General features: G+C 69.9%; 13 protein-coding genes and 1 pseudogene. 9 read left to right on the forward strand and 5 right to left on the reverse strand.

Annotation, left to right across the window (positions count from 1 at the left end):
- Window positions 1-5 precede the first annotated feature (5 nt).
- On the reverse strand, window positions 6-692 hold the full coding sequence (locus ACT3UF_RS07915; RefSeq protein WP_441444843.1) for an NADPH-dependent F420 reductase: 687 nt from the start codon (window positions 690-692) through the stop codon (window positions 6-8).
- 129 nt (window positions 693-821) lie between these two features.
- Window positions 822-1,244, reverse strand: coding sequence for a VOC family protein (locus ACT3UF_RS07920; RefSeq protein WP_444608238.1), 423 nt, complete (start codon window positions 1,242-1,244; stop codon window positions 822-824).
- 219 nt (window positions 1,245-1,463) lie between these two features.
- On the opposite strand from ACT3UF_RS07920, the gene ACT3UF_RS07925 reads away from it, so the two are divergent.
- Both ACT3UF_RS07925 and ACT3UF_RS07930 read left to right on the forward strand, forming a co-directional pair.
- Window positions 1,464-2,522 carry a class II glutamine amidotransferase gene (locus tag ACT3UF_RS07925; protein ID WP_444608239.1) on the forward strand — a complete coding sequence of 353 codons (1,059 nt, stop codon included), beginning with the start codon at window positions 1,464-1,466 and terminating at the stop codon, window positions 2,520-2,522.
- Window positions 2,519-3,601, forward strand: a complete 1,083-nt coding sequence (locus ACT3UF_RS07930) for a CAAX protease (protein ID WP_444606290.1) — start codon at window positions 2,519-2,521, stop codon at window positions 3,599-3,601. The genes ACT3UF_RS07925 and ACT3UF_RS07930 overlap by 4 nt, the downstream gene beginning before the upstream one ends.
- A 58-nt stretch (window positions 3,602-3,659) precedes the next feature.
- Here the strand turns inward: ACT3UF_RS07930 and ACT3UF_RS07935 are convergent, their stop codons facing one another.
- The 3 genes from ACT3UF_RS07935 to ACT3UF_RS07945 are packed head-to-tail and all read right to left on the reverse strand — an operon-like array spanning window position 3,660 to window position 6,702.
- The gene (locus ACT3UF_RS07935) at window positions 3,660-4,865 is read right to left on the reverse strand and encodes an ABC transporter permease (protein WP_442332768.1); all 1,206 of its coding nucleotides are present in this window, start codon (window positions 4,863-4,865) and stop codon (window positions 3,660-3,662) included.
- Entirely contained in the window at window positions 4,862-5,617 is a 756-nt protein-coding gene (locus ACT3UF_RS07940; RefSeq protein WP_444592160.1) for an ABC transporter ATP-binding protein, read from the reverse strand. Before ACT3UF_RS07940 ends, ACT3UF_RS07935 begins: the two co-directional genes overlap by 4 nt.
- The gene (locus ACT3UF_RS07945) at window positions 5,614-6,702 is read right to left on the reverse strand and encodes a hypothetical protein (protein ID WP_444599214.1); all 1,089 of its coding nucleotides are present in this window, start codon (window positions 6,700-6,702) and stop codon (window positions 5,614-5,616) included. The genes ACT3UF_RS07940 and ACT3UF_RS07945 overlap by 4 nt, the downstream gene beginning before the upstream one ends.
- A 195-nt stretch (window positions 6,703-6,897) precedes the next feature.
- Here ACT3UF_RS07945 and ACT3UF_RS07950 point away from each other — a divergent pair, with 195 nt between their 5' ends.
- The 7 genes and pseudogenes from ACT3UF_RS07950 to ACT3UF_RS07980 all read left to right on the forward strand — a co-directional run bounded on the left by ACT3UF_RS07950 (window position 6,898) and on the right by ACT3UF_RS07980 (window position 15,168).
- On the forward strand, window positions 6,898-7,890 hold the full coding sequence (locus ACT3UF_RS07950) for a serine hydrolase domain-containing protein (RefSeq protein WP_441444836.1): 993 nt from the start codon (window positions 6,898-6,900) through the stop codon (window positions 7,888-7,890).
- An 81-nt stretch (window positions 7,891-7,971) separates the two neighbouring features.
- Window positions 7,972-9,306 (forward strand): hemolysin family protein, encoded by a 1,335-nt coding sequence (locus ACT3UF_RS07955; RefSeq protein ID WP_441444835.1) that lies wholly within the window; start codon window positions 7,972-7,974, stop codon window positions 9,304-9,306.
- A 65-nt stretch (window positions 9,307-9,371) separates the two neighbouring features.
- Complete coding sequence (locus ACT3UF_RS07960) at window positions 9,372-9,887, forward strand: hypothetical protein (protein WP_441444834.1); 516 nt, start codon at window positions 9,372-9,374, stop codon at window positions 9,885-9,887.
- Between the two features lie 117 nt (window positions 9,888-10,004).
- A complete protein-coding gene (locus ACT3UF_RS07965; protein ID WP_441444833.1) occupies window positions 10,005-11,756 on the forward strand; it encodes a pyruvate dehydrogenase in 1,752 nt (583 codons plus the stop codon).
- A gap of 52 nt (window positions 11,757-11,808) precedes the next feature.
- Window positions 11,809-12,699: a glucose-1-phosphate thymidylyltransferase RfbA gene (gene rfbA, locus ACT3UF_RS07970; RefSeq protein ID WP_444502390.1), complete on the forward strand. Its 891-nt coding sequence runs from the start codon at window positions 11,809-11,811 to the stop codon at window positions 12,697-12,699.
- Between the two features lie 29 nt (window positions 12,700-12,728).
- The gene (gene rfbB / locus ACT3UF_RS07975) at window positions 12,729-13,730 is read left to right on the forward strand and encodes a dTDP-glucose 4,6-dehydratase (protein WP_444599215.1); all 1,002 of its coding nucleotides are present in this window, start codon (window positions 12,729-12,731) and stop codon (window positions 13,728-13,730) included.
- A 40-nt stretch (window positions 13,731-13,770) separates the two neighbouring features.
- Window positions 13,771-15,168: pseudogene (locus ACT3UF_RS07980) on the forward strand (sugar nucleotide-binding protein).
- The last annotated feature ends 45 nt before the right edge of the window (window positions 15,169-15,213 follow it).

Genomic DNA, 15,213 nt, shown 5'->3' on the forward strand with positions numbered 1-15,213 from the left:
TCAGCTCAGACCCGCTCTCCCAGGGCCGCCATGACCTCGCGCCCGTGCTCGGTCTGAGGGAAGCGGTCCACGATCTCCTGCAGCGTCGCGGCGTCGCCGCTGCTGCCGAAGGCCTCGCTGAACGGCTGCAGGCGCACCCCTTCGGCGAGGGGGCCGATCAGCAGTGGATCGAAGCCCAGCTCCTCCACCAGCGCGCCCACGGTCTCGGCCTGCGGGGAGGGGCCCGCGATCGCGATCGCGGCCCGGGGTGCGGCACGGCCGGCGAGGTCCTCGAGATCGTGATAGCCCATGTGGTTGAAAGCCTTCACCACGGTCGCGCCGGGCAGCAGACCCTGCACGAACTCGCTCGTCGAGGCGCCCGGATGGGAGAACTCCTCGAGGATCCCGTCGGTCTCCCACCAGTAGTTCATGGCGTCCACCACGAGCTTGCCCTGGAGGGCGTCGGCGGGGATCGAGGCGTGCTTCCCCAGTGGCAGCGCGAGGATCACCAGATCCGCGCGCTCGGCGGCTTCCCGGGTGGTCACGGCCTGGGCCCCGGGGGCGAGGACCTCGGTGATCAGCTCGATCTCGGCGGGGTCACCGGAGCCCGAGATCAGCACCTCGTGTCCGGCGGCGAGGGCCAGGCGGGCCAGCACGGTGCCGACCTTGCCAGCGCCGAGGATGCCAAGGGTGCGGGGGAGGGAGGAGTTCATGCCCCCAGCAACGCGCCGGGCGGGCGCGACCTTCCCGGACGTGACCGGACTCGCGCTCGCCCGCCGGGCCTGCCTGAGCTCACCCTGCATGAGCTCGCCCAGCGGTGGGTGGCCGGCAGTGCGGGCGCTTCAGCTCTGCGAGGCAGGGACGTCGATCTGCCAGAGAACGCCGAAGCGGTCCTTGACCTGCCCGTAGTGGTCGCCCCAGGAAGCCTGCTCGAACGGGAGCTCGATGCTGGCGCCGGTGGAGGTGAGCTTCTCGATCAGGGCTCGGGCATCTGCCACGGAGCTCGGCATGACCATCAGGGAGTAGGCGGAGCCGTCCAGCGGCTGAGGGCTCTCGCCGATGTCGTCGCCACCGGCGAGCGTGACCAGACCTCCCTGCAGCTGAGCATGGGCGATGGACTCCGGCGGAGGGGTGAACGGCATGCCCTCCATGGGGTTGTCGCCGTACGTCATGACGTCGAGGGTGCCCCCGAAGACCTCCTGGTAGTACGACATGGCCTCGGCGGCATTGCCGGGAAACGAGATGTACGGCGTGGAACTGGGCATGGTTCCTCCTCAGGTGCGGGGTCGCGCTGCGATCCCTCGTGCGGGTCATCGTGCCACCGGCGGCCGACGGACGGAACAGCGTCGGGGGTAGTGCTTCTGCCGGGCTGAGGAGCGGGCGGCTCCCCGGCACCGCTGCGGGACGGACGAGGTGCGCGGAACACGGTGCTCGTGGTGACGCTCACTGCACCCTCAGCCAGGGAGTTCTAGAGTGGACGGGTCATGTGCCGACTCTTCGCTCTTCATTCCGACCACCCCGTCACCGCCGATCTGTGGCTGCTCGATGCGCCCTACTCCCTGCTGAACCAGTCGCGCTTCAACGCCGACGGCACCGGCCTGGGATGGATCGATGAGGAGGGACAGCCCCGGATCCGCAAGCGCCCCGTCGCGGCGTACGCATCGGAAGCGTTCACGGGCTTCGCGACCACGCTCCGCTCCCGCGCGATGCTCGCCCACCTGCGTCTCTCCTCCGGCACCGGGCACTGCGACGAGAACACGCACCCGTTCCTGCAGGACGGCATCATCTCCGCCCACAACGGGGTCCTGGAGATCACCGAGGAGATGCGGCAGCGGGTCGCCGCGCTCGGCACCGCCCACTACGTCCAGGGCTCGACCGACAGCGAGTGGATGGCCGCGCTGATCACCGGTGAGGTGGCCGCCCACGGCGGTGACCTGCGCGCCGGGGTGACCGCCGCGCTGTGCTGGATCGCCGGTCATGTCCCCGTCTACTCCGTGAACGTCCTGGTGATGAAGGGGGAGGAGCTCGTCGCCGTGCGTCTGCCCGCGACCAACGAGTTGTGGATCCTCGATCGCCCTGCTGTCGTGGACACGCGGGATGACGCCCTCGAGCAGTCCTCGGACTCGCTCGCCGTGCGCGCCCGCAGTGAGGACCCACGCGGGGCACGCTCGGTCGTCATCGCGAGCGAACCCCTGGACGACGATCCCGCCTGGCGACTCCTCGACTCCGGCGAGCTGGTGCACCTCACGGCCGACGGGCGGGTCCGCAGCGACCGTCCCTTCGGTCCGCTCGCCCACGCGCTCAGCATCGAGGATCTCGGCCTGTCGGCCGCAGCCTCCCAGGCCCATGCCGCGCAGGCCCGCGCCTACGAGGCCCGCCGCCAGCACCTCAGCGAGAGCACTGCCAGTTCTGCCAGCACTGCCAGCACAGTCAGCACTGCCAGCACTGCCAATCCCACCAGCACTGCCAGCACAGCCAGCACCGCCCACCCCGCCGGCGCCGATCTCGCGCGCCCTCACGAGAGTGCAGAGAACGCCGCATGAATCTTCTCGGGACCGAGCGTCCGACCCCTTATCACCGGCTCGCGACGCTGCGGCCCGAATGGTCGGCCCGGTTACGGCCGCTGCTGACCGTGGTCGCGGCTCTCATCGCCTATGTGGTGCTGGCCTCCGTGCTGCTCGTGCTGATGATCCTGGTGCTTGCCCTCGCGCCCGGCGTGAACGTCGCCATCGGCGTGACCAGCGGTGATCCCACCAGTCCGCTGGATGCGGTGCTCGCGCTGCTGATGGGCTCCCTGTGGCTCCCTGCCGGGATCGTGGGAGTGCGCGTCGGCGGCTGGCGGCCTCTGGGCCCGGCCTGGTCCGTCGCTGCCCGGTTCCGTCGTGACCTGCTGAGCCCGCTCGGCGCATGGGTGGCGGCCGGGGCGCTGGCGACGGTCGCGATCGCCGCGGTGGCCGGTCATCTCGCCAGCTCCGGAGAGTCGGCGGGTGCTCCGGGCGGCGGAGTCTCGGTGCTCCAGCTGCTGCTGGTGGTGGTGATCGTGCTGGTCCTGGCCCCGCTCCAGGCCGTGGGCCTCGAACTGGCGCTGCGCGGCATGATCCTCCAGGCCGTCGGCACCTGGCTGCGCAGCCCCGTGGTGCCCTTCGTGGTCGTCGCCGGGGTCTCGCTGATCGGCCGTCAGCTCACACCCGCCGTGGTGATCCCGGCGCTCGCCCTGGCGTTCGCCGCCGCGGTGCTCGCCTGGAAGAGCGGCGGCCTCGAGCTGTCGATCATCCTCACCCTCACGCTCACCGTGGGCTCGCTGATCGTCTCCGCGCTCGCCGCCGGCACCGGTGCGGGTGCCGGTGCCTCGGCGCTCAGCGCCGCGGTGGCCGCCCCCGGCACCTCGGCCGCGGCGCTCGCCGATCACGGGGCGGCTGCCGGTTATGACGAGCTGGCCAGTGCAGGATCATTCGCCGGCCTCGATGACGCGGCCCTCGCCGGGGGAGCGGCCTCCGCGGTCGCGGCCCTGCTGCTCACAGCATTGATCGTCGTGATGATCAGCCGACGCGAGGGGCTGCGCCTGCTCGAGCCCGTCGGCCGGGCTGCGGATGCACCGGCTCCGGGGCCCGTGCTGATCTGACCTGTCACACCTGCGGCGCTGCCCCAAGACTGACGGGGACTGACGGGCCTGCCCTTCCTCAGCTGCGGATCGCGTCGATGACCTTGATCCGGGTGGCGATCAGCGCGGGGAGGGCGCCGGCGAGGACACCCACCAGGGTCGCCGCACCGAGGCCCACCACCACCGCCTCCACCGGGAAGGGAGGCAGCTCCACCAGCCCGATACCACTGAAGAAGGTGGAGACGAACGGGGCCTTCACCAGGGCGATCGCGCCGGTCACCCCCACCGCGCCGGCGAGCACCGTGGCGACCACCGACTCCATCAGCACGCCCACGAAGATCCGGCCGCCGGTGGCGCCGTAGGAGCGTCGGATCCCGATCTCCCGCACCCGGAAGCGCACCGTGACCAGGGAGATGTTCACCAGGCCCAGGGCGCCGAGCACCAGGATCACCAGCGCCACGCCGATGACCGCATAGGCGAGCACCGGGAAGCCCAGATCCTCGGCGGACATCGAGCTCGGATGGACCTCGAAGGATCCCACCGCGGTGTTCCGCAGCGAGGCGCCCAGGCGCTCGCGGATCTCGTCGGCCTGCTCCGGCGGCACCCACAGGATGTAGTCGGAGACCACCGGGGCTTCGGTCCGGCCGGGCAGCGCGCTCATGCTGCCGGCGGCGACGTACGCCTGCAGTCCCCAGTCCGTCTCCTCGGCCGCGGGGAGCACGCCGACCACGATCGCCTGGTCGGAGTCGGTCGCTCCCGTGGGTCCGTAGATCGTGACCGGCTCGGTCCCCAGGTCCGGGCGTCCCAGTTGCTCGTACATCGGCGCGTTGACCACCAGTGCAGGGGCCAGGCGGCGGGCGTCGGAGTCCGCGAGCCAGCGGCCGTCGGCGACCGTGGTGCGGTAGATGTTCCCGTAGGCGGGGTCCACCCCGGTCAGCTGCGCCGACTTCACGCCATGCGGGGTCTGCACGCGCAGCGAGTCGTTGATGCGGCGGGTGCGCTGGTCGATGCCGAGCCGTTCGATCTGCTCGAGCACCACCGCATCCTGCTCCTCGGGGGTGACCTCGGCCGCGGAGCCTGCCGGGTAGATCGTCAGGGTCGTATCGCGTCCCGCCCACGTCTCGGTGGACTGGGTGAGGGCGCTGGTGAGCATGCCGCCGCCGCCCATCACCGCGGTCAGCGCGAAGACGGAGAACGCCACCCCGATCAGGGACAGCAGGATGCGGCCCTTGTTCACGCGCAGCTCGCCGTAGGCCTCGACGATCGAGGCGATCAGGCCGGTCATGCCACCGCCTCCCGTCCGGCGCGGATTCCCACGGTCGCCGACAGCGCCCCGCGAGCGTCGGCCCCGCCGACGTCGTGCAGAGTGCCCTCGTTCAGCAGGAACGAGCGCCGGGACATCGCGGCGACCTGCAAGTCGTGGGTGATGGTGACCAGTGCGGCGTCGGAGTCGCGCGCGATCTCGTCCAGCAGCGCCATCACCGCCTCGCCGGTGGTGACGTCGAGAGCTCCGGTGGGCTCATCGGCCAGGATCAGCCGGGGCTTGCGCACCAGGGCACGGGCCACGGCCACTCGCTGCTGCTCGCCGCCGGAGAGACGGGAGGGTTGCTGCTGCGCACGGTCGGCCAGGCCCACCCGGTCGAGCATCTCCAGGGCGAGCTTCTCCCGCCGCCAGAACTGGCCAGCGGTGCCGTACATCAGCGGCATCATCACGTTCTCGAGCGCGGTGCGCTTGTCCAACAGGTTGAACTGCTGGAAGACGAAGCCGATCGAGGCGCCGCGCATGCGGGCGCGCCTGCGTTCCCCGAGCCGGGAGACGTCCACCCCGTCGAACAGCAGCTCGCCGCCGCTCTGGTGGTCGATCAGGCCCAGCAGGTTCAGCAGAGTGGTCTTGCCGGAACCGGAGCGGCCGACGATCGCCACATGGTCCCCGGCCTCGACCGTGAGGTCGATGCCGCGCAGGATGTGCAGCTCCTCCCGGCTGGGCAGGCGCACGGAGCGGCGCAGATCGCGCAGCTCGAGCAGAGGCGCGCTCACCACATCTCCACGTTCATCGAGTCGTCGGCGCCGTCGATGCCGGGCGCGAACTCGAGGATCTCCTGGCCCTGCTCGAGCCCCCCGGTGACCTCGACGGCCCCATCGCCGCGCATCCCGAGCACGACCTCGATCGCGACCGGTTCACCGGTGGCCTCATCCAGTGCGTAGACGGTGCCGGCGGTGCCCTCGCCCTCCACGGCGGTGGTGGGGACGGTGAGCACGCCGGTGCGGGTGCCAAGGTCCACGGTCACCTCGACGCTCAGACCCGGGACCACCCGAGCCTCAGCAGGGACCGGGCATACCAGCTGTGCGGCGGAGACCCCAGCATCGCCCCCGGAGATCACCTCGCCGGTGAAGGGATCGACCTCGGGCGCGGGCGGAGCGTCGGGCTCCTCGATCTCGGAGTCCTCGGTGATGGCGGGTGCGGTGCAGGCCACCGGATCCGGAGTGTTGGGCAGCTCGGCGGTCGCATTCAGCTCCACGTCCAGCAGGGACAGCTGCTGCTCGGGGGTGAGGTCGGCGACGATCGAGTAGGTGCCGGGGGAGATGGTCGCGACGGTGTCGCCCTTGGCCAGCGCATCCCACTCGGCGAGCTCCATCCCGCTGAGCACACCGGAGGCGGTCGCCACCAGGTTCACGTAGCGGTATTCGGTTGCGGCGGCGGGCTGCGGCGCGGGCTGCGGTGCGGCGATTTCGCCCTCCTCACCGTCTTCCCCGACCGGCAGCGCGGGGAGGTCGACGATCTCCGGCTCGACCTCGTATCGCACCTGCAGGATGCGCTGCCCCTTCTCGACGGCGTCGCCGTTCTTCAGCCAGATCTTGTTGATCTCGCCGTCGGTGGTGGCCTTCAGTGCGCTGCCGGCATCGGGCTGGACCATCGCCGGGAGCACGAGCTCGGAGGAGAGGTCTGCGGTCTCCACGCTGACCACGGCGTACTGATCGAAATCGGCACCGGGGGTGAGCGGATCCTCGCCCGCGGCGTCGGCGCCGGCGGGGAAGAAGGCCATCTTCACCAGGGCCAGGGCGATCAGGCCGAGGATCAGCATCCAGATCACGGGGAAGACGTAGCGGCGCAGGGCGTCCATGGGCGCCTTTCGTTCAGGTCGACGGTAGTGCCGACGGGGGAAGGGACTGCGGTGCTGCGATCAGCGTGAGGAGGTGCTCGGCACCTGCAGTGCGCTCATTCTTCCCGGTATGGAACACCCTGACCACCAACTTTGGTGGAGATCCGGGGAAGATCCGGGGGTCCCGGAGTGCGGGGCGGGCGGTACGGTCTTCCCATGAACGCCGCCGCTGCCGCCAGCCCTGCCGTCACCTCCACTCCGCCTGCCCCTGCCACTCCGATTGCCACTGCCAGTCCTGCCGTCCCCGATCAGCTGCTGCTGCTCCCGCTGCGACAGCGGATCCTCGAACAGGATCTCGGCGTGCGCGCGCTGCACCTGCACCGCGTCGGCCACGCGGAGATCAGCCACCGCTTCGCCGGGGACACTGCCGAGAACATCTACTCGGTGTCCAAGACGGTGACCGCGCTCGCCGTGGGCATCGCCGCCGCGGAAGGGCTGCTGGACCCCGAGGACCTGCTGGTCGACCATCTCCCCGCGCCGAGCGGCGGGTACGGCAGCGGCATCGAGCAGGTGCGGCTGCGCCACCTGCTGACCATGACCTCCGGCTCCCCGGTGCTCGGCTTCCTCGACGAGCAGCGCGATCACGCCGACCTCTCCTCCCTGTTCCTCAGCACCGACCTGGTCGCCGAGCCAGGCCAGCGGTGGGAGTACTCCAACGGCTCGATCCTGCTGCTCTCGCGGGTGCTCAGCGAGCGCACCGGGCAGAGCCTGCGCGACTGGCTGATGCCGCGGCTGTTCGAACCGCTCGAGATCCTCAACCCCCAGTGGCACACCACCCGCGACGGCTACAGCTGGGGTGCGAGCGGGCTGCACCTCAAGAGCGGGCAGCTGGCGCGGATCGGGAGGCTCCTGCTCCAGCGCGGGGAGCACGACGGGGCGCAGCTGGTCCCAGCCGCCTGGATCGACGCGATGCACGCCGAGCAGAACTGGGTGGACACCGGGGACGCCGAGCCCGAGAGCGTTCACTACGGCTACGGCATCTGGCGGTGCACGCCCGACGGTGCCTGGCGGGCCGACGGCGCGATGGGCCAGCTGCTCATCGTGCTTCCTGAACAGGACGCCGTCCTGACCGTCACCTCGCGGCTCGAGGGCCGAAGCGCCGCCGAGATCCTCCGCGCCGTCTGGCAGGAGCTGCTGCCGCTGCTGTGAACTGCAGCAACGGTGTGCGCATTCGGTGAGACGCGCAGGATCAGCCCAGTTCCCGGTTCCGCCCCCAGGTAGCGTTGCCCCATGGATTGGACAGCGCTCCTGAACCTCGGCCTGGTCTTCGCCTTCGTGCTCGTCGGCGGCCTGTTCGCCGGCACCGAGATGGCGATCGTCAACCTCCGCGAATCGCAGATCAAGCAGCTCGAGGAGAGCGGCCCCGGCGGTGAGCGCACCGCTGAGATGGTGCGCGACCCCAACCTCTTCCTCTCCGCCGTGCAGATCGGCGTGACCGTCGCCGGGTTCTTCTCCTCCGCCTATGGCGCCTCCACCATTGCCCCCTCGCTGGTCCCGATGCTCACCGAGCTGGGGCTCGCCGAGTCGAGCGCCGGCACGGTCGCGCTGATCGGGATGACCCTGGTCATCGCCTACCTCTCGCTCGTGTTCGGCGAGCTGGTGCCCAAGCGGCTGGCGATGCAGAACGCGATGGCGATGACCAAGATCGTCGGCCCCCCGCTGAGTGTCTTCGGGAAGCTCATGCGCCCGGTGATCTGGCTGCTGTCCACCTCCACCAACATCGTGGTGCGCCTGCTGGGCGGGGATCCTCACGCCAATCGGGAGTCGGTCTCCGCGGAGGAGATCAAGTCGATGGTGCGCAGCTCGGAGGCGCTGGACCAGGCGGAGTCGCGGGTCCTGGCCGATGTTTTCGACGCGTCCGAGCGCACGGTGGTCGAGGTCATGCAGCCCCGCCACCAGGTGCGCTTCCTCGACGGTGAGCGGTCGGTCGTGCAGGTCCGTGAGGAGATCCGGGAGACCGGCTTCTCCCGCTACCCCGTCACCGGGGAGGACGTCGATGACGTGCTCGGCTTCGTCCATGTGCGCGACATGCTGCTGGTCGAGGAGCCGGGCGAGACGCTGCTGTCGGAGCTGGTGCGTCCCATCGAGCACATCCCCGGCACCGTCCAGGTGCTCGAGGCGCTGAACCGGATGCGCGCCCACGCCGACCAGATCGCGGTGGTGGTGGACGAGTACGGCGGCACCGACGGCATCGTGACCCTCGAGGACCTGCTCGAGGAGCTGGTGGGCGAGATCTACGACGAGTTCGACCGTGAGAGCTGGCCCGTCCCCGGCGGTCTGGACCGGATCCTCGCGGCCGACGGCACCTTCGAGGGTGGGCTGATCCTGCAGGAGTTCGAATCCGCCACCGACATCGCCCTGCCCGACACCGGCGGCTACGAGACGGTCGGCGGCTTCGTGATGGCCCAGCTGGGCCGGATCCCCGTGGCGGGCGACAGCGTGGAGGTCGAGGGAGGGCTGCTCGAGGTGGTCGAGGTCGACGAGCGCCGGGTGCAGACGGTGCGGTTCAGCCCCGCCGAGGAACCGGCCGCCGAGAGTTCGCTCGAGGAGCCGGTCGGCGACTGAGCTCTTCGCGCCGGTCGGCGACTGAGGCCTCCGACCATATGGTGCGGCTGGCATACTTCCGGACCATGCACTCGAACTACGGCACCGGCGATGACCTGACGGTGTACTTCAACCGAGAGAGCGCGGCGGCACGCGCCGAGAAGATGCGGCGCATGCAGCCGCTGCTCATCGGCACCAGCCTTCTCGTCGGTGCGGTCATCGTCGCCGTCGCCCTGTTCGTCATGGAGCCCCGCAGCCTGCTGCTGGCGATCATCGGCGGCGCCTACGGCCTTGCGAGCGCTGTCGTGATGCCTCGGATTCTGAGTGGCCTGGCCAAGAAGTCCGCAGACATCCCCATTGCGCCGGACACCTCCCTGCTGGTGCTGACGCCGCACGGCGTGCGCCGCACCACCGGGGACGGCCCGCCTCTCGAGATCCCCTACGCGGAGACGGAGCTGAGGCGACAGACCGGGGAGGGGAACGACCGGCTGCGGGTGAGCCTGCCCGGTGAGAATCTCAGCCTGGACCCGGCGCTGCTGCACCCCTCCCTCACAGAGATCCTCAGGGCCTACGAGCAGTTCAGCGGCGACGCCGAGCGCTGAGCCGAGCGCGTCCAGGCCTGCACCCGAGCTCCTGCCGGTGCGAGGGTAGGGTGGTGGGGTCGGGCACTGCGCCCCGGACGGTGCCCATCCGGACTCATCACCCTTGGAGGCACCACCATGGCCCGCAGCACTTTCGCCCAGCTCCTCGTCACCCAGCTCCGTGGCCTCGGCGTCGAACGCATCTACGGGGTGGTCGGGGACTCCCTGAACCCTGTGGTGGACGCCGTGCGCACCACCGACGGCATCGAGTGGGTGCACGTGCGCAATGAGGAGGCCGGAGCCTTCGCCGCCGGCGCCGAGGCCCGCCTGACCGGGAAGCTCGCCGTATGCGCCGGGTCCTGCGGCCCGGGCAACACCCACATGATCCAGGGCCTCTACGACGCCCACCGCGACGGCGCTCCCGTGCTCGCGATCGCCTCCCACATCCCCTCGGGCAAGATCGGCACCGGCTTCTTCCAGGAGACGCATCCCGAGATCCTGTTCCAGGAGTGCTCCCACTACTGCGAGATGGTCAACTCCGGCGAGCACGGCGCGAGGCTGCTCCACATCGCCGTGCAGACCGCGATCGCCAAGAGCGGCGTCTCCGTGCTGGTGGTCCCCGGCGATGTCGCCGACCAGGAGGTGGACGGCCCGCTCACCAAGGACCTCGCCACGGACCTCGGCCGGGTCCAGCCCGCCGCAGCCCCCGTCGGCCGCCTCGCCGAGCTGATCGACGCCGCCAGCACCGTCACCCTCTTCACCGGGGCCGGGGTGCGCGACGCCCGTGAGGAGGTGCTCGCGCTCGCCGAGCAGGTCAAGGCCCCGATCGGCCACGCCTTCGGCGGGAAGGAGTTCATGCAGTACGACAACCCGTATGACGTGGGCATGAGCGGGCTGCTCGGCTACGGCGCCTGCTACGACGCCATGCATGAGGCGGATCTGGTGATCCTGCTGGGCACCGACTTCCCCTACCCGGAGTTCCTCCCCGGAGCCGACGGGAAGCAGCCGCCCACGATCGTCCAGATCGATGCGGAGGCGTCGCGGCTGGGCAGGCGCGTGCCGCTGGACCTCGCCGTCCACGGCGACGTGGCCCTCACCCTGCAGGCCGTGCTGCCGCTGCTGACCGGGACCAAGAGCTCCCGCTTCCTGCGCCGCATGCTCAAGGCCCACCACAAGGCGCTCACCGGGGTGGTCGCCGCGTACACGAAGAACGTCGAGAAGATGACGCCCATCCACCCGGAGTTCCTCGCGGCGACCCTCGACACGCTCGCCGAGGAGGACGCAGTGTTCACCGTGGACACCGGCATGTGCAACGTCTGGGGCGCCCGCTACATCACCCCCAACGGGAAGCGTCGCCTGTTCGGCTCCTGGCACCACGGCTCGATGGCCAACGCGCTCCCGCAAGCGATCGGCGCCTCGATGGCATTCCCGCAGCGCCAGGTGATCTCCATGAGCGGGGATGGCGGTCTGGGCATGCTGATGGGTGAGCTGCTCACCGTGAAGCTCCATCAGCTGAACACCAAGATCGTCGTCTTCAACAACTCCAGCCTCGGCATGGTCAAGCTCGAGATGCTGGTGGAGGGCCTGCCGGACTACGGCACCGACCACGAGGACGTCGACTACGCGACGATCGCCAAAGGAGTGGGCATCGGCGCGGTACGCATCACCGACCCGAAGACGCTGAAGAAGCAGCTCGCCGAGGCGCTCGCGACGCCCGGCCCGGTGCTGATCGATGTGGTGACCGACCCGGACGCCCTCTCGATGCCCCCGAAGATCACCGCGCAGCAGATCCGCGGATTCGCGGCGGCGTCGACGAAGATCGTCCTCGGCGGCGGTGTGGGCCGGATGATCGACATGGCGGCGACGAACCTGCGCAATATGCCGCGGTGACACTGCCTGCGGCGCCGACCCTTCCACCGGGGAACGCTGACATACTGGCCACATGCGCGGAATCATCCTCGCCGGGGGCACCGGCTCGCGGCTGCACCCGTTGACCATCGGTGTCTCGAAGCAGCTGATGCCTGTCTATGACAAGCCGATGATCTACTACCCGCTGAGCACGCTGATGCTCGCCGGGATCCGCGACATCCTGATCATCACCACCCCGGAGGACCAGTCTGCTTTCCAGCGAGTGCTGGGCGATGGGGACCGCTTCGGCGTGAACCTGCAGTACACGGTCCAGCCCTCCCCGGACGGGCTCGCACAGGCCTTCACCCTGGGCGAGGAGTTCCTCGAAGGCGGGAAGGCCGCGCTCGTGCTGGGCGACAACCTGTTCTACGGGCACGGGATGGGCGCACAGCTGGGCCGCTTTAGCGACCTGGAAGGCGCGGCAGTGTTCGGCTACTGGGTGAAGGATCCTGCCGCGTACGGCGTGGTCGAGATGGACGAGAACGGCCGCGCGCTCTCGCTCGAGGAGAAGCCTGCGCAGCCGCGCTCGAACCTTGCCGTGCCAGGGCTGTACTTCTACGACGAGACGGTGACCGAGCGGGCCAGAGCCCTGAAGCCCTCCCCGCGGGGGGAGCTGGAGATCACCGACCTGAACCGCATGTATCTGGACGAGGGCAGCCTGCAGGTCGAGGTGCTCACCCGCGGTACCGCCTGGCTCGACACCGGGACGTTCGACGATCTCGCGGCCGCTGGTGAGTTCATCCGTACCGTCCAGCAGCGACAAGGCCTGACCATCGGCGCTCCCGAGGAGGTGGCCTGGAGGATGGGCTATCTCGACGATGAGCAGCTGCGAGAACGGGCCGAGCCGCTCGTGAAATCCGGATACGGTCGCTATCTGCTCGACGTGCTCGCCCGCGAGCGCGCCCACCACCCCGTGCATCCCTGACCCGCGGGTCCTGTTCTGGAGGTACGTCCATGTCGCGTCATCTGCTCGTCACGGGAGGGGCCGGGTTCATCGGCTCCGCCTTCGTCCACCACGTCATCGCGCACACCGAGGACACGGTGACGGTGCTCGACAAGCTCACCTACGCAGGGCATCGCTCCTCCCTCGCCGGACTGCCGGAGCACCGGGTGCGCCTGGTGGTGGGGGACGTGGCGGACGCGGCGACGGTCGATCCGCTGGTCGCGCAGGCCGACGCCGTGGTGCACTACGCCGCCGAGTCCCACAACGACAACTCCCTGCACGATCCTGCGCCGTTCCTGGCCTCGAACCTCATCGGGACCTTCACGCTGCTGGAGGCGGTGCGCCGGCACGGGGCGCGGTTCCATCACATCTCGACCGACGAGGTGTACGGCGATCTCGCCCTCGATACGCCCGAGCGGTTCACCGAGACCACCCCGTACAACCCCTCCAGCCCCTATTCCGCCACGAAGGCGGGCAGTGACCTGCTGGTGCGGGCGTGGGTGCGGTCTTTCGGGGTGCAGGCGACGCTCTCGAACTGCTCGAACAACTACGGCCCGCGCCAGCACGTGGAGAAGTTCATCCCGCGCCAGATCACGAACCTGATCGACGGGATCCGCCCCCGCCTGTATGGGGAGGGACTGAACGTGCGCGACTGGATCCACGCCGAGGACCACTCCAGCGCGGTGCTGCGGATCCTCGAGGCGGGGGAGATCGGCCGCACCTATCTCATCGGGGCCGACGGGGAGAAGAACAACAAGCAGGTCGTCGAGCTGATCCTGCGCCTGATGGGCCGGAACGAGGGGGACTACGACCACGTCACCGACCGCCCTGGGCACGACCTGCGCTATGCGATCGACGCGACCGCGCTGCGCGAGGAGCTGGGCTGGTCCCCACGGTTCGAGGACTTCGAGGCGGGCCTGGCGGCGACGATCGACTGGTACCGAGACAATGAGAGCTGGTGGCGTCCGCAGAAGGCTGCCACTGAGGCGAAGTACCAGGCCACCGGTCAGTGACCGCACGGACCTCCCGCCGCCGCGCCATCGAGAGGACCTCATGACCGAGCTAGCTGTCCACCCCACCCCGATCCCGGGCCTGCTGGTGATCGACCTGCCCGTGCATGGTGATGCGCGGGGTTGGTTCAAGGAGAACTGGCAGCGGGAGAAGATGCTCGCGGCCGGACTTCCCGATTTCGGGCCGGTGCAGAACAACATCTCCTTCAACCAGGCCGTGGGCGTGACCCGCGGGATCCACGCCGAGCCATGGGACAAGTACATCTCGGTCGCGACCGGCCGCGTGTTCGGCGCCTGGGTGGATCTGCGCGAGGGGCTCAGCTTCGGTGCGACCTACTGGCACGAGATCACCCCCGACGTGGCGATCTTCGTGCCCCGCGGTGTGGGCAACGCCTTCCAGACTCTAGAGGCGCCCGCCGCCTACACCTACCTGGTCAATGACCACTGGACTGCGGCGGCGCAGTCGCAGTACACCTTCCTGCACCTGGCCGATGAGACCGCCGCGATCCCCTGGCCGATCCCGCTGCCGCAAGCGGAGCTCTCCGCCAAGGACCAGCACCACCCGCGCCTGGCCGATGTGGTGCCCGTCCCGCCGCGCCGCACCCTGGTGACCGGCGGGAACGGCCAGCTGGGCCGAGCCCTCGCCGCGCTCTGGGCCGGGCGGGCCGACGTCGACATCGTGGACCGCACCCGCCTGGACCTCGTCGATCCCTCGAGCCTCGATGCCTTCGACTTCTCGCCCTACGGCGTGATCATCAACGCCGCCGCGTTCACTGCGGTCGACGCTGCCGAGACCGTCGAGGGCCGGCGCGAGGCCTGGGCCGTGAACGTCACCGCTGTTGCGCGCCTGGTCGAGGCTGCCCGTACCCACCGCGCCACGCTCGTGCACGTCTCGAGCGATTACGTCTTCGACGGCACCGCCGAGCGGCACCACGAGGATGAGCCGCCGAGTCCGCTGGGTGTCTACGGGCAGACCAAAGCTGCCGGCGATCAGCTGGCCGGCTCACTGCCCGAGCACTACATCGTGCGCACCAGCTGGGTGATCGGTGAGGGCAGCAACTTCGTGGCCACGATGGCGAGCCTTGCCGAGCGCGGCATCGACACGGCCGTGGTCGATGACCAGATCGGCCGGCTCACCTTCACGACCGATCTCGCCGCTGCGATCGATCACCTGCTCACCGCTCGCCCCGCCGCGGGGACCTATAACGTCACCTGCGAGGGCGAGCCCGTCAGCTGGGCCCGCATCGCCGCATAGGTTTACACGCTCACCGGCCACGATCCCGCGCGGGTGCGGCCCGTGACCACGGCCGAGTACTACACCGGCAAGACCGGTATCGCGCCGCGCCCGGCGCAGTCGACGCTGGACCTTTCGAAGATCCGCGAGGCGGGTTGCGTTCCCAGGGACCAGTTCGCGGCGCTGGGAGAGCACCTCAAGCGCTGACGACGAGCCCGTTACCGGTGAGTAGCGGCTCATCCGGGGCACAGG

It is taken from the genome of Brachybacterium sp. AOP24-D1-21, from assembly GCF_052378665.1.
Taxonomy (GTDB): domain Bacteria; phylum Actinomycetota; class Actinomycetes; order Actinomycetales; family Dermabacteraceae; genus Brachybacterium.

What these genes read in the sequence shown, in the direction of transcription:
- rfbB (WP_444599215.1), top strand. Translation starts at nt 12,729, where the DNA reads ATGTCGCGTCATCTGCTCGTCACGGGAGGGGCCGGGTTCATCGGCTCC.
- rfbA (WP_444502390.1), top strand. Translation starts at nt 11,809, where the DNA reads ATGCGCGGAATCATCCTCGCCGGGGGCACCGGCTCGCGGCTGCACCCG.
- ACT3UF_RS07965 (WP_441444833.1), top strand. Translation starts at nt 10,005, where the DNA reads ATGGCCCGCAGCACTTTCGCCCAGCTCCTCGTCACCCAGCTCCGTGGC.
- ACT3UF_RS07955 (WP_441444835.1), top strand. Translation starts at nt 7,972, where the DNA reads ATGGATTGGACAGCGCTCCTGAACCTCGGCCTGGTCTTCGCCTTCGTG.
- ACT3UF_RS07925 (WP_444608239.1), top strand. Translation starts at nt 1,464, where the DNA reads ATGTGCCGACTCTTCGCTCTTCATTCCGACCACCCCGTCACCGCCGAT.
- ACT3UF_RS07945 (WP_444599214.1), bottom strand. Translation starts at nt 6,702, where the DNA reads ATGGACGCCCTGCGCCGCTACGTCTTCCCCGTGATCTGGATGCTGATC.
- ACT3UF_RS07935 (WP_442332768.1), bottom strand. Translation starts at nt 4,865, where the DNA reads ATGACCGGCCTGATCGCCTCGATCGTCGAGGCCTACGGCGAGCTGCGC.
- ACT3UF_RS07915 (WP_441444843.1), bottom strand. Translation starts at nt 692, where the DNA reads ATGAACTCCTCCCTCCCCCGCACCCTTGGCATCCTCGGCGCTGGCAAG.
- ACT3UF_RS07950 (WP_441444836.1), top strand. Translation starts at nt 6,898, where the DNA reads ATGAACGCCGCCGCTGCCGCCAGCCCTGCCGTCACCTCCACTCCGCCT.
- ACT3UF_RS07930 (WP_444606290.1), top strand. Translation starts at nt 2,519, where the DNA reads ATGAATCTTCTCGGGACCGAGCGTCCGACCCCTTATCACCGGCTCGCG.
- ACT3UF_RS07960 (WP_441444834.1), top strand. Translation starts at nt 9,372, where the DNA reads ATGCACTCGAACTACGGCACCGGCGATGACCTGACGGTGTACTTCAAC.
- ACT3UF_RS07920 (WP_444608238.1), bottom strand. Translation starts at nt 1,244, where the DNA reads ATGCCCAGTTCCACGCCGTACATCTCGTTTCCCGGCAATGCCGCCGAG.